The organism is Alteromonas sp. R7, from assembly GCF_055755235.1.
On record NZ_JBVTQX010000003.1, the window covers coordinates 377,957 to 397,754 of the forward strand.

At 44.6% G+C, this 19,798-nt stretch carries 16 protein-coding genes; 6 read left to right on the plus strand and 10 right to left on the minus strand.

Features of this window, described 5'->3' with window-relative positions; genetic code table 11:
• Positions 1-9: 9 nt before the first annotated feature.
• The 4 genes from msrP to AC0J2X_RS07360 all read right to left on the minus strand — a co-directional run bounded on the left by msrP (position 10) and on the right by AC0J2X_RS07360 (position 4,411).
• Positions 10-1,017, minus strand: coding sequence for a protein-methionine-sulfoxide reductase catalytic subunit MsrP (msrP, locus tag AC0J2X_RS07345; RefSeq protein ID WP_110288754.1), 1,008 nt, complete (start codon positions 1,015-1,017; stop codon positions 10-12).
• A 152-nt stretch (positions 1,018-1,169) separates the two neighbouring features.
• Positions 1,170-2,513: an anti-phage deoxyguanosine triphosphatase gene (locus AC0J2X_RS07350; protein WP_069944459.1), complete on the minus strand. Its 1,344-nt coding sequence runs from the start codon at positions 2,511-2,513 to the stop codon at positions 1,170-1,172.
• A 76-nt stretch (positions 2,514-2,589) separates the two neighbouring features.
• Positions 2,590-3,189: a 5'-deoxynucleotidase gene (yfbR, locus tag AC0J2X_RS07355; protein WP_012519109.1), complete on the minus strand. Its 600-nt coding sequence runs from the start codon at positions 3,187-3,189 to the stop codon at positions 2,590-2,592.
• A 1-nt stretch (position 3,190) separates the two neighbouring features.
• A complete protein-coding gene (locus tag AC0J2X_RS07360) occupies positions 3,191-4,411 on the minus strand; it encodes a pyridoxal phosphate-dependent aminotransferase (RefSeq protein ID WP_014976750.1) in 1,221 nt (406 codons plus the stop codon).
• A 272-nt stretch (positions 4,412-4,683) separates the two neighbouring features.
• Here AC0J2X_RS07360 and AC0J2X_RS07365 point away from each other — a divergent pair, with 272 nt between their 5' ends.
• Together AC0J2X_RS07365 and AC0J2X_RS07370 are read left to right on the plus strand one after the other, a co-directional pair.
• The gene (locus AC0J2X_RS07365; RefSeq protein WP_014949751.1) at positions 4,684-5,478 is read left to right on the plus strand and encodes a DUF2189 domain-containing protein; all 795 of its coding nucleotides are present in this window, start codon (positions 4,684-4,686) and stop codon (positions 5,476-5,478) included.
• 417 nt (positions 5,479-5,895) lie between these two features.
• Positions 5,896-6,240: a DUF3718 domain-containing protein gene (locus AC0J2X_RS07370; protein ID WP_014976749.1), complete on the plus strand. Its 345-nt coding sequence runs from the start codon at positions 5,896-5,898 to the stop codon at positions 6,238-6,240.
• A gap of 126 nt (positions 6,241-6,366) precedes the next feature.
• On the opposite strand, the gene AC0J2X_RS07375 is transcribed toward AC0J2X_RS07370, so the two are convergent.
• The 5 genes from AC0J2X_RS07375 to AC0J2X_RS07395 form a co-directional block, all read right to left on the minus strand.
• Entirely contained in the window at positions 6,367-9,546 is a 3,180-nt protein-coding gene (locus AC0J2X_RS07375; RefSeq protein WP_472995910.1) for an efflux RND transporter permease subunit, read from the minus strand.
• Complete coding sequence (locus AC0J2X_RS07380) at positions 9,543-12,926, minus strand: efflux RND transporter permease subunit (protein WP_472995911.1); 3,384 nt, start codon at positions 12,924-12,926, stop codon at positions 9,543-9,545. The genes AC0J2X_RS07375 and AC0J2X_RS07380 overlap by 4 nt, the downstream gene beginning before the upstream one ends.
• Positions 12,927-12,951: 25 nt before the next feature.
• Positions 12,952-14,085 carry an efflux RND transporter periplasmic adaptor subunit gene (locus AC0J2X_RS07385; protein WP_039225481.1) on the minus strand — a complete coding sequence of 378 codons (1,134 nt, stop codon included), beginning with the start codon at positions 14,083-14,085 and terminating at the stop codon, positions 12,952-12,954.
• A gap of 213 nt (positions 14,086-14,298) precedes the next feature.
• A complete protein-coding gene (locus AC0J2X_RS07390; RefSeq protein ID WP_014949747.1) occupies positions 14,299-14,691 on the minus strand; it encodes an OsmC family protein in 393 nt (130 codons plus the stop codon).
• A gap of 84 nt (positions 14,692-14,775) precedes the next feature.
• Positions 14,776-15,660, minus strand: coding sequence for a CvfB family protein (locus AC0J2X_RS07395; RefSeq protein WP_014949746.1), 885 nt, complete (start codon positions 15,658-15,660; stop codon positions 14,776-14,778).
• Between the two features lie 65 nt (positions 15,661-15,725).
• Here AC0J2X_RS07395 and AC0J2X_RS07400 point away from each other — a divergent pair, with 65 nt between their 5' ends.
• From AC0J2X_RS07400 to AC0J2X_RS07415, 4 genes are all read left to right on the plus strand, one after another.
• Positions 15,726-16,463 carry a 5-oxoprolinase subunit PxpA gene (locus AC0J2X_RS07400; protein ID WP_014949745.1) on the plus strand — a complete coding sequence of 246 codons (738 nt, stop codon included), beginning with the start codon at positions 15,726-15,728 and terminating at the stop codon, positions 16,461-16,463.
• A gap of 135 nt (positions 16,464-16,598) precedes the next feature.
• A complete protein-coding gene (pxpB, locus tag AC0J2X_RS07405; RefSeq protein WP_069944456.1) occupies positions 16,599-17,339 on the plus strand; it encodes a 5-oxoprolinase subunit PxpB in 741 nt (246 codons plus the stop codon).
• Entirely contained in the window at positions 17,336-18,283 is a 948-nt protein-coding gene (locus AC0J2X_RS07410) for a 5-oxoprolinase subunit C family protein (protein WP_039225493.1), read from the plus strand. The genes pxpB and AC0J2X_RS07410 overlap by 4 nt, the downstream gene beginning before the upstream one ends.
• Positions 18,280-19,146, plus strand: coding sequence for a D-amino acid aminotransferase (locus AC0J2X_RS07415; RefSeq protein ID WP_278711953.1), 867 nt, complete (start codon positions 18,280-18,282; stop codon positions 19,144-19,146). The genes AC0J2X_RS07410 and AC0J2X_RS07415 overlap by 4 nt, the downstream gene beginning before the upstream one ends.
• Positions 19,147-19,196: 50 nt before the next feature.
• Here AC0J2X_RS07415 and fur read toward each other — a convergent pair whose 3' ends face one another.
• Positions 19,197-19,625, minus strand: a complete 429-nt coding sequence (gene fur, locus AC0J2X_RS07420; protein ID WP_014949741.1) for a ferric iron uptake transcriptional regulator — start codon at positions 19,623-19,625, stop codon at positions 19,197-19,199.
• Positions 19,626-19,798 lie beyond the last annotated feature (173 nt).

Below are 19,798 nucleotides of genomic sequence, written 5' to 3' on the forward strand. Positions count from 1 at the left end.
AAGTTACAACTAGTAATAACGGGATAAGTCCATATCTTTGTATAGCGGCGCGACTTCGCTGTAACCGTTGAACATTTGGGTGTCGATGCGATTTCTGGCGAGTAGCCCACCTGTGGTTATTCTACGCTCGCTGGCCTGGCTCCACCTTGGGTGTGACACGTTTGGGTTCACATTAGCGTAAAAGCCATACTCGTTGGCGGCCAGTCGATTCCATGTGGTAGGAGGCTTCTTGTCGGTCAGGCGAATTCTCACAATAGACTTAATGCTTTTAAAACCATACTTCCACGGTACAACAAGCCTGATAGGCGCGCCGTTTTGAGGTGGCAAGGTCTTCCCGTAAAGACCAACCGACATTAGCGTTAACGGGTGCATAGCTTCATCAAGACGCAAACCCTCTACGTAAGGGTAATCAATACCACCACCGGTAAAGCGGCTTCGTTGACCGGGCATTTGCTCAGGGTCGTACAGGGTTTCAAACGCCACATACTTGGCTGACATTAATGGCTCGGCTTGTTTTAACAACGCCCCCAACTCAAACCCAATCCAAGGCACCACCATCGACCATGCTTCCACACAGCGCAAGCGGTAAATGCGTTCTTCAAGGGGAAAACGCTTTGTCAAGGCATCGTGATCAAGCTCAATGGGGTTTTTAACCATCCCGTCAACTTTTAACGTCCATGGATTAGTTTGAAATTCAGTCGCATTTTTGGCTGGTGCATCTTTAGATGTGCCAAACTCATAGAAGTTGTTGTAGCTGGTCACTTTATCTTCAGGCGTTCGGGTTTCCGTTATTTGAAACTTAGGGGGCTGACTAAACTCCAGCGCCTTTCCCTTAAACGCTGCCTTCTCTTCTTCATCTTCCCAAAACCAACCGGCAGCGCCTGCCGACTTCGCCAACAGCGTAGACGCTCCCACAAAGCCCATAGATTTGAGCAATGAACGGCGATTCATATAAACGCCTTCATTGGTTACGTCGTTATCAGTTAATTTTACTGAGGGTTTAAATGGTTTTGGCATTACGTCACCTAAATTATGATAAGACTATGAGAAATGGTCGTCACTTCGCCCAGTACATTTAGCTACGTTAATGTAACGAGTAAGTTCAACATAATAAAAAAGACCGAGAGTACGGTCTTTTCATTTCAACTAATTAGGAAAAACAAAACAATCTACATATGCAGACTATCTTGAATACCGCCTTGTTTAGGTGAAAAGATATTGCTGTATAGGCGAGATGCGAATTCATCCGTCATACCCGATATATAGTCGGCGAGAACGCGCATACCATTGCCGCTCTCACAGGCCTTACGCCAGCGAACTTGGGTGTTTTCGGGAAGTAAGCGGTCAGGATCTGATGCAAAGGCTTCAAAAAGCTCCATAACCACCAGCTGTCCTTTGTATTCAAGAAGCTGCACATCAGGGCGGCGTATTACTTTGTTAAACACAAAGCGTTTGAAAAGCTCCAAGGCTTGTGCAAAATGTTCAGGCATTACGGCGTTGAACGCCAGTAACGGGTGAGCAAAACCCTCAACGCCTTTTATTTCAATAGCTGTAATAAAGCTATTTACCAGCGCGCCTATGGCATTTTTCCTTTCGTGATGTGCAGCGCTAAATAGCTTATTGGTTAGCACTTCTATATTGTCTGACAGCCACGGTACATCTAGCGCTTTTAGCGGGGTGGTTACATCCTCGACAAAATGATGCTTGTCGACCATATCCATTACAATGGCATCTTCTAAGTCGTGAATGCCATAGGCGATATCGTCAGACAGTTCCATAATTGAGCAGTCGAACGATTTAAATTGCGTTTTACTGTGTGCATTCAGTTTTGCAGTAAACTGCATAAACGCATCTTTATCTTCATTGCTAAATGGCGCAAGTAGCCAGTCGAATAGGGGCTCATCGCAGCGAAACAGACCTTTTGGCGGATGCCAGTCGTGGGCCTTTACCTGACGAAGTGAAACAGGGCGCTCTGGCGTAGGTCCTTTACTATGAAGGGCATCGATAAAGTTTGGATATTTAACCAAGCCTAACACGCTTCTTCTGCATAAATTCATGCCGTGTTCGGCGGTATAGGGCTCTAGCTGAGTGATGATCCTAAAAGTTTGTCCGTTTCCTTCAAACCCGCCGTATTGGTGCATCATGTAATTAAGGGCAATTTCACCACCATGGCCGAATGGGGGATGACCAATATCGTGAGCCAAGCAGAGGGTTTCGATTAACGTAGGATCAAGCGCTAACGTCGTGGCGATATCTGGAAATTTCACCCAAAGTTGGGCAGTAATACCGGTGCCAATTTGGGCGGCTTCTAGAGAGTGGGTTAATCGAGTGCGATAGAAGTCGCTCAGCCCCACACCGAGCACTTGCGTTTTTGCCTGTAATCTACGAAAGGCGGCGCTATGAAGAACGCGTGCTTTATCACGTTGATACGGATTGCGGTGATCGCCGTCTCTTGTTTCACTGCGGGGTAAACGACGCTCGTGTAATGCTAATTCCCAATCGCTTGTTGCCAAAAAAACCTCGCTGCCTTGCTGTGTATGCTACTTCTATTCGTCAGTATAGTGATTTATGGGCTGTTAATCGCCTTGCTCACATATCGTCTTGCGTAATTTCATCAAGACTTAAAGAAAAGCTTGGTACGTAACGCGTTAAGAAGTAGTCCACCTCTTCAGAATGATATTCTTTAAGGGTTTTATCTAATCTTTTCTTAGCCAGCTTAAACTCTTGGTTACCAGCAGCTAATTCTTCAAGCGTTTTTAGGTAAGCGCAAAGTACGTCTGCTGCTTTCACAATAAAAGCTTCTTCTTCACTATGGTAGTGATGATCAATAAGCGCCGCATAGTCTTCTCGAAATGCCTCTGGTGCCATTTCAATTAGCTTGTTCTCTGCAATTTTTTCGATCTTTTTATATTCTTCTTTAATCGCAGGGTTAAAGTATTTCACTGGGGTAGGGAGGTCTCCGGTGAGTACCTCCGACACGTCGTGAAATATTGCCATGGTAGCAATACGATCAGGGTTTAGTGTGCCGCCAAAAAACTTATTTTTTATTAAAGCAAGCGCATGGGCAACCATGGCCACCTGCAAACTGTGCTCCTGCACATTTTCTGTGCGCACGTTATGCATAAGCGGCCAGCGATTGATAAGCTTTAAGCGCGCCAGATGCGCGAAAAAGTGACTTTTATCAGACACATTACGCCCCTTGCTTATACGTTCTAAAGAAGTTGCCAATACGATGCAGAGCAGGCACCAATACATCGCTGTGCGGTAAAAATACTAATCGAAAGTACGTGCCTTCGGTCAGGTTAAACGCGCGACCATGTACCAGCAGAATTTTTTCAGAGCTTAATAAGTCCAGCACCATTTGTTCGTCGTTTTGAATGTTGAATTTCTTCTCATCCACTTTAGCGAAACAATACATGGCACCTTTAGGTTTAACGCACGAAATACCGTCAATGCCGTTTAGCATATCTGTAGTCACGTCGCGCTGAATGCGAAGACGCCCGTTTTCTTTCACCAAGTCGTCAATGCTTTGATAGCCGCCTAACGCAGTTTGAATAGCACTTTGACACGGTACGTTAGCGCACATCCGCATGGAAGACAGAATATTAAGCCCTTCAATATAGTCAGACGCTAATCGCTTATTGCCGCTGACAACTAGCCAACCTGAACGAAAGCCCGCCACACGGTAGTTTTTGCTCAAGCCGCCAAAGGTAACAAAAAAAACATCGTCAGCCAGTGAAGCAATACTGGTGTGTTTTGCTTCATCGTAAAGAATTTTGTCGTAAATCTCGTCGCTAAATACAACAAGTCCGTGTTCGCGGGCGACTTCAACCACATCTTGTAAAAGGGCTTTGTCGTAAACTGCGCCGGTTGGGTTGTTAGGGTTGATCAGTACGATCGCGCGAGTTTTACTGGTGATTTTACTTTTTATGTCGTCAATATCTGGGAACCAGCCTGCTTGCTCGTCGCAGCGATAATGAACGGGTGAACCTGACGAGAGGCTAACTGCTGCTGTCCAAAGCGGGTAGTCAGGGCTTGGAATAAGCACTTCATCGCCATGATTAAGTAGCGCCTGCATTGCCATCATAATTAACTCAGATACGCCGTTACCAATATAAACGTCGTCTACACGGATGTCTTTAATGTTGCGCTGCTGGTAGTACTGCATCACGGCCACACGGGCAGCATAAATTCCTGTCGAGTCTGAATATCCTTGAGACGTAGGCAGGTTATGAATAACGTCTTTTACGATATCGTCAGGGGCTTCAAATCCAAATGGGGCAGGGTTACCGATATTCAGCTTTAATATGCGGTGTCCTTCGTCTTCCATTTTGCGTGCTTGCGCAGCGATTGGGCCTCTAATGTCGTAACAAACGTTATCTAATTTATGTGAGCGAGATACAGTTTTCATGGTCTATCTGGTTGATTTACATACCCTGAGATTATCGCAATACAAAGCCATATGCGATGGCCTTTTTGCAGTATTTCTGCTTTAAGCACTACTTTTTTCACCAAGTGGCTATTTATTGACCACATAACGAGATGAATAATCCGCTTGTCACTTAAGCATAAAATTTATGTTAATAGCTTGTGAACTTTTCATTCAGCGCCTATCGTAGTAGTAAGGCGTGTATAAAAAACGCGTTAGTAACAAACAGGCTAACAAGAAGAGGTGATAAGAATATGTCGCACCATTTCAAAGAAACACCAGAGAATGCAATCACGCAAAGTGGTATAGCACGCGTTATTCCCTGTAAAGAATTAGACGTTGGCGACCCTATAAAATGGTTGTCATTGGCATTACGAGACGCTATGCGCGCACCAGGTCTCACATTGTTTTATGGCGTTCTTTTCGCGGTTATTCCGTGGTTCATTATGTACTTGGTTGAAATGACAGGTTGGCACTTAGTTATTTTACCCGCCATTGTTTGCTTTATGTTGGTAGGTCCATTTCTGGCTGCTGGTCTTTATGATGTGAGCTGGGAAATGGAAAAAGGCCACAAGCCCACGCTACGCCACTCTTTACGCGCAATGCGCCGAAATGCATTTAACGAGTGGGGCTTTGCCATACTGCTTATGGTGATGATGATATTTTGGTTGCGTGTTGCATCGCTAATCCACGCGCTTTATCCGCCTTATATAGAAAACGACTTAGAAAGCTTGTTACCGTTTTTAGCGCTAGGCACAATTGTTGGTGCGGGTTTTACATTGGCTATGCTTTTCATTACGGCGTTTACCCAACCTATTTTGATGGAACGTAAAGTTGACCTTGCTACCGCCGTATTAACCAGCGTTAACGCAGTATGGCTTAATAAGGTGCCCATGCTTATTTGGGGGGCGATCATCTTTACCACCGTTGCGATTGGTTACGTAACCGGGTTTATTGGTTTTATCGTGTTAATGCCTATAATCGGCTACGCGTCATGGCATGCTTATATTGATGCCATTGAAACTAAGCGCGAACGCAAATATGAGTAATCGCCCACGCTTTCTGTAATTTAATTACGGAAATGGTGAGGTTTTCTGTACATTAGATGCGCTTTATCATTATATATTTTGTTAAAATTACAGTTTTAAGGCCCCAAAAGGGGCCTTTTTATACTTAAATCTTATATTTCTTTCTTCCTACAAGTTCCATCGCTAGATATATTAGTAATATGTAATCTAAATTAATCTCGATAAAACAGTGGTTTAGCCTAGTAACAATGGTGTAACAAACTGATTTACCACACATTTACCCCCATTACACAATCATTCAACAGAAAAGTTTTAATTCTTGATGCATAAATAAAGGGCGTTGAGCGAATTGTTGATTGTTCAGCTTTGTTCAACCAAAAACTAAGAGTTTGCCACAAACTTGATTAAAGCCTTTATCTACACATTGAGGAATTAAACATGAAACCAGTTAAATCGAAACTAGCCAACGCGGTAAAAGTGCTAGCTGTAACTGCAACCGTAGCATTTAGCGTTAACGCAACTGCCGCAGCACCACAAAAAGACATACGCTTTGTAGGCGAAACCCAATTCGCAGGGTTTTGTAAAGCAGTGATAAATGATGACGTTAGAGTACTTCGCTCTAGTCTTTCACGTAACGTAGGACGCATTGGTGCTAGTCAGCGTGAAGTGTTGCGTATGGTAACGTCTGAAGAAGGGTTGACGTGCAATGGCAGTAGCCTAATTGAGTTTTCAGTTGAGCGTCACGCTGATGCCGTACATGAATACTTAACGTCGCGTAGCTAAGGCGTTGATTGCGGTTACGATAAATCCAGAAAAAGCGGGCTAGCTTGCACTCATCGTCAATCACGTTGACGTAAATGGTGAAAACTAGACCCGCTTTTTGTCTTATTTTTTGCTTTAAAATGCGCCTTAATTAGCGATTTTAATATACGTGGCTACACGCGCTTTACTGGTTTTAAACAAACGTTGCGTTTTAAACCTAAGCTTTAGTAGCAACACGTAGGCAAGTGGTACTAAGAACAAGCTGGTTAGCGTTGAGAATACTAGCCCACCAATGATTGCAATGGCCATTGGTGAGTAGGGAGGACCGTCGCCACCAATTCGAGTACTCCCCATCGCAAGTGGAATAAGCCCTAGAACTGTAGTGGCTACTGTCATCAGAATAGGCCTGATACGTGTCATACATCCTTCAATCACTGCGTCATACAGCGACAAGCCTTCATTAATTAGCTGATTAATTCTGTCTACCAATACGATGCCATTGTTAACCACAATACCCATCAGAATCAGCATGCCAATCATCCCCATGATAGACATAGATGTGCCTGTAACCATGAATGCCCAAAAAACACCTGTGAAGGAAAACAGTAGTGACGTAATTACAGATGTTGGAAGAATTAGCGATTCAAACAGCGCGGCCATCACAACGTATATCATGCAAAGCGCTAATAGCATATTCATTTGCATTACGGCATTGGCTTCATCCTGGCGAGAGAAGCTGCCGTCTAGCGTCCACTTATAGCCTGTCGGCAATTCGATATTAGCTAATGCTTTTTCTATGCGTTCACGAGCTTGTTCGGTGGTGGTTTCACCCTCTAAATTTGCACCAATAGCTAGCGCGGTTTGACGATAGTTGCGGTTAATTTGCGAAAGCTGTGGCACCACAGAGAAATCTGCAATCATGTTCAGCGTTACCGATTGACCCTGCGTAAACCCAATATTGATGTTCTTAAGTTCGCTTAACGAGGCTTGAATATCGCTGCCAAACTTAAGCTGCACCGCCACTTCTCCGGCGTCTCCATAGCGGAATGTACGTAAATTACTGCCGCGTAGTGCCGTAGAGATAAGTTTAGCCACATCGTTTACTTGTATGCCGAAGCGGTTTGCTTTCTCTCTGTCTATGCGTATTTGAACCTCATCACGGGTAGATCCCGTGTCGGCCTTTACATCTTCCAACCCATCTATGGTGGAAAGAATAGGAATGATTTGCTCTGAAATAGTGAGCAAGGTTTCTGAAGATTCCCCCAACAGCGTTACTCTTACGCCACCACCGTTGCCGCTATCCCACTGGAAAGAGGGGCGAGCACGCACAAATGAAGGCATATTTTCACGAATATCCTCCTTGATTTTTCCTACACTTACGGGCAACTCGTCTTTAAGTGTGATACCGCTTACTGCATGACCAGCAGTAAAATAGGTATACACCTGCTTAATATGAAAGCGTTCTTGGTTTTCATAAAGATAAGCTTCCATTTTATTTACGGTTTTTTCCACTTCATCCAAGGTGAAGTTTTGCGTCACATGGTAATTAAGCCAAATACGCTCTTGGTTGTCGTTACCCTCATCGTCGGACGTAACCACCTGCATAGGCACAAAGGTCGACGCGAGAATAAGCAGAGCAATAACACAAGTTACGCCCTGGTGTTTCAACATCCAGTTAAGCGCACGACCATAGCCTTTTATGTAGGACGGTGTTTTAGGCGTTTTTACAACAGGGATCTTTACCTTAGTTGTCAGCAAGGGAATAAGTGTTTTAGCAATGAAAAGCGACGCGAACAGAGATATACAGATAGCCACAGCAACGTGCTCTAGGAAAATAGTCACGTCTATTTTTACCCCAATAATATTAGGTAAAAACACTATTGCCGTGGTTGCAGTTCCGGCAATGACTGCAAGACTGACTTTGTTTACACCAATCTGGGTGGCTCGCTTAATGTCTCCCTCTTGTTGGCGTTCTTGAAATACGCTTTCAGTGATCACAACGGCGTTGTCTACCAGCATACCTACCGCTAGCATGAGGCCCATTAACGATAAGATGTTGAGTGTATAACCTAATAGATACATCACACCTAAGGTAATACAAATTGAGAATGGTACAGAAAGCACCACGATTAAGGTGGTGGTAAGCTGGCGCAAGAATAAGTACAGCACAATAACTGAAAGTAACGCACCTAAAAGGCCAGCGTTTAGCAAATCGCTCAGCGACGAAGTTACGCTTTTCGCGGTGTCGTCCATTACAAATAAACTAATGCCTGTAAACTCAGGGTCTTCCTTGGCTTTTTCGATAACTTTCATTACCGCGTCGGAAACTTCTACAAGATTGCTGCCCGATTCGCGAAATACGTTAAAGCCTACCGCAAAGGTGCGATCTAAATGACGTCCTTCGTTGCGTTGAGGGAGCTCGTAAGTCACGCTGGCAATATCAGACAAGCGAACGCTGCGAGTAACCCACATATTTTTAAAATCGTTTACATCGGTAAATTCGCCAGTTGGGTTAACCAGAATTTTTTCACCGTTATTGTACATGTAGCCCGCGGTTAGCGAGAAGTTTGCGTTTAGAAGCTGCTGCTCTAAGCGTGTACCGTCTATTTGGTAGGCCGCCATTTTCTTAGGATCTAAGCGAATAGTAATTTGACGCTTCATGGTGCCGTATAGCTCAACTTTCGATACACCCGGAACACGCTCTAGCGGACGCTTAAGGTTGCGTTCTAGCAAGTCGTAGGCATTTGATAAGTCGCGGTCGCTCGATACGCGAAGCTGAAATATAGGCATATCGTTGGTGTTAAATTTATACACCATGATCCGCTCTATATCGTCAGGAAGTTCGTGGCGAATAGCGTCAATCTTCTCCCGCGCTTCAATACTTTTGGCTTTAAGGTTTTCATCCCAATCGAACTCTACTATGACCTCAGCCATGTTGTCGTACGACCGTGCCCTTAATCGCTTTATCCCCGACATGGTAGCAACAGCTTCTTCAACCGGACGGGTGATCATGGTTTCAATCTCAACAGGCGTTGCATCAGGGTAGGGGATCTGCACTACCATTTCTGGAATATCAATCCCAGGGAACTTTTCAAGGGGTAATAAGCGGCCAGATACAATACCGAACAGCAACATAGACAAAAACAGCATTCCGATGGTAACGGGCTTATTTAACGCAAAGCGTGCAAGCGAGGCGCCTATACCTGCAATTTTTGAAAGGTGCGGCTGTGAAGCTATATCTGTCTCGCGTTGATTCGGTTCACCTATTTGGCGCTTTTCAGTATGGGTTTCAGAACTGTTATTAGCGTTGTGAGAAGGTGTACTCATAGTACACCTCCTTTCGACATCGCTCCTTCGTCACTAAAGCCCGCATTAGTGTTAACAGACGTTTTCTGCGCAACGTTTTTCTTCACGTCGAACAGGCTGTAAAGCACTGGCAGTAAAATGAGGGTGAGCAAGCTTGCAAACAGAAGGCCGTAAATAACAGTGATGGCCATTGGCGTGCGAATTTCAGCACCTTCACCAAAACCAAACGCCATAGGCAATAAACCTAGTACCGTAGTAAGTGTGGTCATCACAATAGGGCGCAGGCGGGTCTTTGCAGCATCTAGAATAGCGGTGTCTTTATCTACTCCTTGACGGCGTAACTGATTTATACGGTCAACTAATACAATAGCGTTGTTTACTACAATACCGCACAGCATAATCAAACCGATAAATACCACCACGTTTAGCGGCGTATTGGTAAGCCACAATCCATACACAGAACCCGCGCCAGCTAGCGGCACTGCGAATAAAATAAGCAGAGGGTGCAGCAGCGACTCAAACTGAGACGCCATAACCAAATACACCATAAACACGGCAAGTGCTAGGGCAAACTGTAGCGAACGGAAGCTGCTTTGCATGTCTTCACTTTGTCCAGTTACTGTTGCACTTAAAGATAGAGGAAGTTGGGTTTCATCAATGACTTTATTAGCAACGGCAACTGCTTCATCAAGCTTACCCTTGGCTAAATTTGCAGATACCAGCGCTACACGCTGCTGTCCAACGCGGGTGATTTCGCTAGGACCTACACTCATGTACACGTCTGCAACTGCACTTAATGGAATAGGTTGCGCAGAGCCTGGATTAACAACAATGGCGCGCACGCTGGCGATGTCATCTCGCTGGTTTTCTTGGGTTCTTACTAGCACATCTACCTTTCTGTCTTCAACACTATACTGTGTAGCGACACGGCCACCTACTTTGGCCGCAATAAGCTGAGAAACGGTTGATGCATCAAGCTCAAGGCGAGCAAGTTTGGCGTGATGGAAGGCTATTTTAAGCTCTGGGTTTCCGTCACGAATGCTGGTCGTTACGTCTGCAAAATTATTAAAACTGGCTAGCTTGGTCGCAATGGCGTCGCCATACTGCTGTAATTGATTGAGGTCGTAACCCGCAATTTCAATTTGAATAGGCGATGCAAAGCTAAAAAGCTCAGGCTCTGAAAACGTTGCCTGAACCTGAGGTTTAAAGGCTAGGTAATCACGAAGGGCACGCTTTACCGCGTCCATATCGGCAGCTGTCGCCGAAGGCTGCATGACAATGTTTAAGCGGCCCCAATGATCGCCACCCTGATTAGGCGCGGCGCTTATAAGGCTACCCGTACCAGACATGGCATAGGTGCGAAGCACCTTGGTTTCGCCGCCATCATTGTTATTTACTGCAACCGCAGCAAGCTCGCTGATAATAGCGTCGGTACGCGCTAGTGGCGAGCCCGCAGGGAGGGTAACTTCTACCGAAAATTCTCCTTGTGACAGGGTAGGAATAAGTTCCATACCTAGTTTTGGTACAAGCATTATCGCGCCAGCAGCAAGAATAAAGGCAGTAGCTAACACCAGCGCTTTGGCTTTAAGACTTACGCGCAGCAGTTTTTCATAAGCAGAAGCGAGAAGGTCAAACCCTTTGTTAAATACCCAGATAAGTGGTTTAAACGCAACGCTTAATAATTTGCTGACGATATGCCATGCGCCTATCACCAAGGTAACCAAGGCTGCAGGTAAAAATACAAAGATAAGTCTGAATACCCAACGAACTGGCAGGGTAACGTAATACATAACTTTGCCCAATGTTGACGTAGGAGGGGTAGGCGCTGGTGTAGTAAACACATCTTCGTGGTCTAGCTGTTGCTTTTTCTTCTTATGTGCCATCGCAGGGATAAGTGTGAGCGCAACAACAAGCGATGCAGCTAAAGCGAACGACACGGTTAACGCTTGATCTTTAAACAGCTGACCTGCAATACCTTCTACAAATATCAGTGGCACAAACACGGCCATAGTGGTCAGCGTCGAAGCCACAATTGCGCCAGAGACTTCTTTTGTTCCTTCGCTGGCGGCAGATGCATCAGTGTCTGTGGCTTCTGCCGTCGTTTTTTCATTAGCTGTAGCGTTATCACTTCCAGCCATTTTTAATTTTTTATGGCGATCGATATTTTCAAGCACAACAATGCTGTTATCTACTAATAATCCAACAGCCAGCGCGATACCACCTAAGCTCATCATGTTTAAGCTTATGTCGTTGGCATACATTAGATTAAAGGTGGCAATTACTGATACCGGAATAGAAACCGAGATAATAACGGTAGCCCAGAAGTCTTTAAGAAAAAGGTACAGCACCAACATGGCTAAAATACCGCCCATCACTGCCGCTGATTTTACGTTATCTATAGCTTGCTTAATGAACACGCTTTGGTCATAAATTTCGCTAAGCGTGTAGTTAGAAGGCAAGTTGTTGTTGACCTCATTTAACCGGCTAGCCACTTTTTGTGCAACGTTAACCGCATTAGCATCGCCTTCTTTATAAATGGCAATTTCAATGCCTTCATTGCCGTTAAAGCGCGTTACCACATCACGATCTTTATAAGCACTCTCAACCGTTGCCACGTCTTTAAGTTGAATGTTTCTGCCTTCAAAACGCCCAATGAAAAGGTTTTCGATATCGCTCAGTGTTTCAAACTGATTGAGGGTTCTGACCAAAAACGCTTGGGCTGCGTTATCAATTCGACCGCCGGCCGCGTTAATGTTTTCGGCACTGACCCGGTCAATAATTCGGGTAATGGGAATAGACAGCTGACTGGCTTTCTGCTGGTCGATAAGGATGTGTATCTCGTTTTCTAAACCACCGCCAACGCGCACGGCTGCCACACCTTCTACCGACTCTAAAGCTCGTTTTACTTGCTGTTCGGCATATAAACGTAATCGCTTCATTTGCGCTACGCTTAAACTTGACGTATCGCTTTGTGCCGTCAGCCCCAGTTTAATTACTGGGTCTAAACTTGGGTTAAAACGAAGGAGCCTTGGCTTTTCTATATCAAGGGGAAGTTGTAATACATCAAGTTTCTCGCGCACTTCTAAGCTCGCGAAATCCATGTCAGTACCCCATGCAAATGAAAGCACTACGTCAGACTGGCCTGCACGCGATGTGGACGTGACTTTACGTACGCCTTTTACTACGCCGATGGCTTCTTCAATGGGCTTTGAAACCAGTTGTTCGACTTCGCCTGGCGCTGCACCGTCGTAGTCAGTACGAATGGTGAGAGTAGGGTAAGATAAGTCAGGCAGTAGGTTAACCGACAGTCTGCCTAACGACACCATACCAAATAGCAATACCGCAAAAGTGAACATACTAACGGCAACAGGGCGCTTTACAGCAATATCTACAATACGCATTGTGTGAGTTCCTTGTTAGGCCGAATTAGCTGTTAACTACTTCAACAGGGGCGCTGTCTTTCAAGTTTTGGTGGCCTGCAGTAACCACTTCTTCATTACCGTTTAAACCATTAATAACTTCAACGACTTCGTTGTTTTCAAAGCCTGTAGAAATATCAACTTTTTTAACTTTGCCGTTGTCGACAACGAATACACTATGATTATTATCGATGGTAACTAGCGCTCTACGAGGCAACAACGTGGCGTTAGCATGTGTTGCGTACTCAAGTGACACATCGGTAAACATGCCGGCTTTAAGTTTGTTATCTTCGTTAGGTACTTTTAACGTTACTTTGAACGTGCCGGTGGTCGCATCGATGACCGGGCTTATACGTTCAACACTCGCGGTGATACTCCTGTCGCCTAAAGCCGCCACGGTAAGCATTGCACCTTGTCCAATCACTACGTTAGGTAGCTCATTTTCAGGCAGATACACAATGCCTTGAAGATTACGTTGCTGAACGATATGGAACATTCTCTCCCGTTGGAACGATTCAGTCAGGTTGCCTACTTTGGCATTCCTTTCTGCAATGTATCCATCAATTGGGGCTGTGATAGTGGCTTCTTTCAAATCAAGTTCAGCTAAGCGTACAGATGCTTTTGCTGATTCAAATTGCGAAGTGAGCTTGTCGTAAGTGTCATCGCTGATAAGCTTTTTAGAATAGACTTTGTTGACCTTTTCTAGTTCGCTTTCAATACCAGCTAAATCAGCCAAAGCTTTTGATAAGTTCAGCTCGTAGCGGCGTTTATCAAGCTGTGCCAGTACCTGGCCTTTTTCAACATAATCACCTTCTTCTACGAAGATTTCTTCGATAATTCCAGATGCTCGCGCAACCACAAATGCTTCTTCACGGGCTTCTAAAATAGCGGTTGTATCGTAAGTGGACGTAATGTCGCCAGTAACAATGGTTTGGGTTTCAACGGGAATAGCAAAAACGGTTTCTTCAACTTCGGTGGCGTTGGCTTGGTCATTAATGGCATCAGCATCAGAACATGCTGTCATCGAGAGAGAGAGGGCAACAATACCGCTTCCAACAAGTAATTTGAGTGATGTTGGCGAAAACGGTAATAAAGAATGTGATGGTGAAAAAGAGGTGTTGCTGTGCGTTGTAGTTTCCATGGTCAATAACCCTAACGTAGTTGTCGTTATATAATAATGACCATATACAGCAGCTAATATGCCAAAGATGTTAACTAATGTTAATTGTTAATAATATCAATCACTTATGAGTGTAACAAACAGTTTCAACGAAAAAGCCAACCCAAGTGGTTGGCCTTTTCTACTAATGCTTAGCGAGAATCGCTAAAAAGAGGCTGGTTCTACTATAGTTTATTAAACCAAAGTATAGCTTGTAGTGATCTCAACATTACCCGTTAGCATTAGCATGACGGAACAGTATTTTTCTGCAGAAAGCTGCACAGCGCGAGCAAGGGCCTTTTCACTAATGCCTTCACCTGACACTGTGTAATGCGCGTGAATTTTAGTAAATACACGAGGCGGCTCTTCAGCGCGTTCAGCTTCTAATTCACAGTTACAGGCTTCAATGTTAAAGCGCCCTTTTTTAAGAATATCTACAACGTCAATACTTGAACATGCACCAACTGCCAACAGCACTGATTCCATCGGAGATACAGCCTTACCGCTGCCGTCCATCACCGTTTTGTAACCGCTGTCTGTAGTTCCTGTAAAAGTTAAATCTTGATCCCAAGAAACACGTGCTTTCATTGTTTGTCCTAATGTCATAAAAATAAAAAAGGAAGCTGCAAGACAGGCCAGTTTAGCGCTTCAATGCAGCTGTGACATGTGCGTTTATTTGTTAAGGCGAACAGCATCTGGGCTAAGCGTGATTTTCTTTTGCTTATATAACGCCCCTAACGCTTTTTTATACGCCGCTTTACTCACGTTAAAATGAGAGTAAATGGCTTCTGGCGCACTCTTATCTGTTAGCGTAGAAATGCCACCGTGGGCTTCTAGGTCATCTAAAATGGCTTGTTGAAGTGCATCACGGCCACCTTTGTCTACGCGCTGAAGGGCTACATCCACCTTGCCGTCGTCACGAATTGTTTTAATTACCCCTTCAGTAGCTTGCCCGACTTTAAGTGGCTTAAAGGCATCGCTATGGAAAATAAGACCTAAGCTTTTTTCATTGATAACTACCTTAAAACCTAAATCAGTTTTGGCATAAACCAAGCATTGCACTGTGTCGCCCTCGTTGAGATAGGCACTACTTTCCTTTAGAAAATAGTGAAGCTTGGTAGCACCTAAAATACGCTGGGTTTTATCATCAAAAAAGGTGTGAACAACATAGTACATACCTGGATTAACAGGTTGGGCTTGGTAGTCGTTGGGCATTAAAAGGTCGTTGTCTAAACCCCAGTCGAAAAATGCACCAAAGTTAGTGGCAGATACCGCTTTAAGTACCTTAGTTTCACCAACTTGAATCAAAGGTTTCTTCATGGTGGCATAGAGATCGCCGCGCTGATCTGTGGCTACAAATACGTCTATCTGTTGTCCTTCTGCGAGGGAAGTTTCTACTTCGTCAATCGCAAGGGTCACAGTTTGCAGCTCTTCAGCATCATCTATTTCTATTACGCAGTCGTTTTCGTCGTTGTTTTCGACAAGTGGCGCTAAAGCGTAGCCAAAAGGGTATTGGGCTACCACGCGTAATGTATTAATTTTTCCAATATTTATCATCAGCACTGACTTTTTAAAAAGAACAGGTAACATGATACTGAAATGAACGTAAGAGCTAAACCATTATGAAGTTAAATTGCGATTTAGGTGAGAGTTTTGGCGCATGGTCTATGCCGGTGGAAGCGGCCATTATGGCAGAAATTGATCAGGCCAACATTGCTTGTGGTTTTCATGCGGGTGATCCGTTAGTGATGAAGCAGGCTATTCGGTTAGCCAAACAACATGATGTGGACATAGGTGCCCATCCAGCCTATCCAGACTTACAGGGATTTGGTCGCAGAAGTATGGCGATTGCTGCTGATGAACTCAGCGCTATGATCCAATATCAAGTGAGTGCATTGAGTGGAATGGCAAAGGCTTGCGGGGCCAACGTAAGTTATGTGAAACCTCATGGTGCGCTTTACAATGACATGATGAAAGATACAGCTGTCATGCGCACAGTAATGCAAAGCATAGCTGAAATAAATATGCAGTCGTTAGATTCGCCCCTTGCGCTAATGGTACAGGCTACGTCGCAAAATGCAGCGCTTAAAGACGCTGCGCAAGAGTGGGGGCTGCCGTTGTATTTTGAAGCGTTTTCAGACAGGCGTTATACCGATGAAGGTTTACTGCAATCTCGCTTGATCGAAGGTGCCGTGTTAAGCGAGAGCGACGCATTGCTTCAAGCTAAACAACTTATATCATCGGGAACAGTAACGACAGCTTCGGGAGCAACACTTGCAATAGAAGCGGATTCTCTGTGTGTACATGGCGATACTAAAGGGGCGGTGAATATTGCAAAGAAAATCAGAACATTTCTATAAACCTGCCTCATAAAAAACACATTTTACAAGAACAATACAAGAGGCTGTTACCCATTGTTGTGCTGAGAGTGGTATATCTAAAACTAAGTACTCAGAACCAAGCACTGACAGCCGTTTAAATAACAAGGACAGTAGATGCAAGCTTTCGGTCGCATTAAGCGAATAGTTACAGCAAGTGCAGACGCCATTATTTTGTACTTTGATGGCGCAAACCTGGACGACGCGAATAATGCCTGTCATCACATGCTGGCAGCGATAGATAGCAAAAAGGGAAGCGATTCGTGGGCTTGGCTGCGTGAGTGTGTGCCTTCCTATGACAGCCTGTTGATTATTTTTGATATGGCATTAATTGATAGCCACGGTGTATACCGTGCCATCAGTAATCTAAGCGCTGAAGACATGAGCCTGCAATCAGTCTCTTTGCAAGCAAAAGAGAATGAAAGTAGCGCCGTGATTGAAATTCCTGTTTGGTACGGTGCGCCTAATGCAAGTGATTTAAGTGTAGTGAGTAAGAAAACGTCACTGTCTATTGAAGAGATTATCGAATTGCACACTAGCACGACTTATAAAGTATACGCAGTGGGTTTTTCTCCGGGCTTTGCCTATATGGGTGATATTCCAGAAGCGCTCAAATGTGCGCGACTAGGCACACCGCGCAAACGCGTACCTAAAGGTGCGGTTGCAATCGCTGACAGGCAAACTGCTGTCTACCCCAGTGAATCACCTGGAGGATGGAATTTATTGGGGCTTACGGCATTCGACATGCTCATTCATAAAAATGAGCAAAGTGAAGCGCGGTTAAAAGCAGGTGATGTGGTTAGGTTTGTTTCAGTTACTGAACAGGAATATAGAACAGGATTGCAGGTTGAGCGATGAGAATTGAAGTACTCAGTAAAGGATTGTTTAGCCTTATCATAGATAACGGACGGGTAGGGCGACAACGGGATGGATTTTGTGAATCAGGCCCTATGGATAGTAACGCCTATGATTGGGCCAATTTTCTAGCCTTCAATTTAGACGGTACGCCATGCTTCGAAGCGATTGGTGAAATGCGATTACGGGTTGATGAAGATTGTATTATTGCTGTGACTGGCAGGGAACCGTCACTCGACGTAGATGGAAACGTTAAAGCAACATACCAGAGCCAACATGTACCGGCAGGTGCAACTATTACGTTTGGCAGCGCTCTACTTGGTAGCAAAGCCTATTTGGCAATAGGTGGAAATTGGCATGTGCCAAAAGCGGTAGGGAGTGCATGTACGGTAGTACGCGAACAACTTGGTGGGTTGGATGGTAAGGGATGCGCGTTAAAAGATGGCGATTGCATCGACATTTCAGCTAACAGCAGAATTAAAAGCACCGCTAGAATGCGCACTCTCTCGCGGCAGCACATAGACAACTATGGTTTTTTAGAGTCTATTCGGGTTATTCCCGGGTATCAGTTTTCGAGTTTTAGCGCTGTTGCTTTACGCACGTTTGAAACAAGCAGCTATACGGTTTCATCGGCTATCGATCGCATGGGCTTTAGGTTGACCGGTGAATCAGTTACAGCCGATATAGAAAACATGCGCTCAGAGGCAATTCATTTAGGTGCAATTCAAGTTCCCGGCGACGGGCAGCCTATTGTAATGATGCGCGACAGACAAACATTAGGGGGTTATCCAAAACTTGGCTGTGTAAGCCCCTGTGATATAAGTCGCTTGGCCCAAGCCGTGCCAGGCGAAAAAGTGAATTTTGTTTTTCAACATGAAGAAGAAGCAAGGGCAGACTGGCTACTGATGACAAGTAGGCGTCGCCGACTACAAGGAGAAATATTGTGACGATTGCGTTTTTAAACGGTGAGTATATGCCTCTTTCTGAGGCTAAAATTTCTCCGATGGACAGAGGCTTCCTTTTTGGTGATGGTATTTATGAAGTCATTCCAACGTATTCTGGTAGCGCAGTAGGCTTCAAGGGGCACACATCGCGTATGGCGCAAGGCCTTAAAGCTATTGAAATCGCTAACCCTTATTCAGCAGAAGAATGGCAAGACATTTTGTCCAGCTTGGTCGAAAAAAACAAAGCGTTTATAGAAAGCGGAAACATTGGTGTTTATTTCCACGTAAGCCGTGGCACCGATACAAAACGTTTTCATGCATACCCTAAGAATATAGCACCCACGGTATTCGGGTTTGCTTTTGAAATAGCGCCACCACAGCCCACAGCAAAATCTGAAGCAAGGCCTTTCAAAGTTGCGCTTCAACAGGATAAAAGGTGGCAACGCTGCCATATCAAATCCACATCCTTGTTAGGCAATGTAATGCACTACCAAGCAGGTGTTGACGCAGGCGTTAACGAAACTATTTTGTACAACAGCGAAGGTATGATAACCGAGGCAAGTTCATGCAACGTGTTTATGGTGAAAGACGGATGTATATCTACGCCCCCCTTAAACCATGAACTTCTTCCCGGTATTACTCGCGCCATTGCAATTGAAGCATTTAAACAGGCAGGCCTGGTCGTTACTGAAACTTGGTTTAGCAAAGATGAGTTGCTGGAGGCAGATGAAGTATGGTTAACCTCTTCAAGCAAAGAAGTTGCCCCGGTAGTTGAAGTAGACGGAAAACCTATTGGTACAGGGGAAGTGGGTAACGTGTGGGAGAAAGCAATTAAGGCTTACCACGCATACAAGTTTAAAGCGTAACGAAAAAAGGCCCGCTTAAAGCGGGCCTTTTGCTGGAATAAAACTGTTACTTATTCAGGTAAGTTGTCGCAGTTACCGTCTGTACACTCACCGTATAAGTATAGGCTGTGATGCGTTAGCTTCATCTTGTGTTGCTTTGCAATCATCTCTTGGCGTTCTTCGATAATGTCATCTTCAAACTCAATGACCTTGCCACACTTTAAACACACAAGGTGGTCGTGGTGATCTTTGTGACTGATTTCAAATACAGATTTTCCACCTTCGAAATGGTGGCGATTAAGAATGCCTGCATCATCAAATTGGTTTAACACGCGGTACACGGTAGCAAGACCAATTTCTTCACCCTGTTCGATAAGGATTTTGTAAACGTCTTCAGCGCTGATGTGTTGGTTTTCTGGCTCTTGCAGAATTTGTAAAATTTTAAGGCGAGGCAGAGTGACTTTTAGCCCTGCTTTTTTCAATTCTTTATTTTGATCCATTACAACCTACTAAGAACGAGTGAATAAGTATTTGGTGGTTATTATAGGTAAGTTGAAACAATTTAAAAGCAAAACCGTGGAAACTTTGTTTTCTCGCTGAAAATTTATCCATTGCCCTGGTGCGATAAAAATTGTTACTTCGGTACAGCCCGCATGGTGTCTGGCCTGACCAG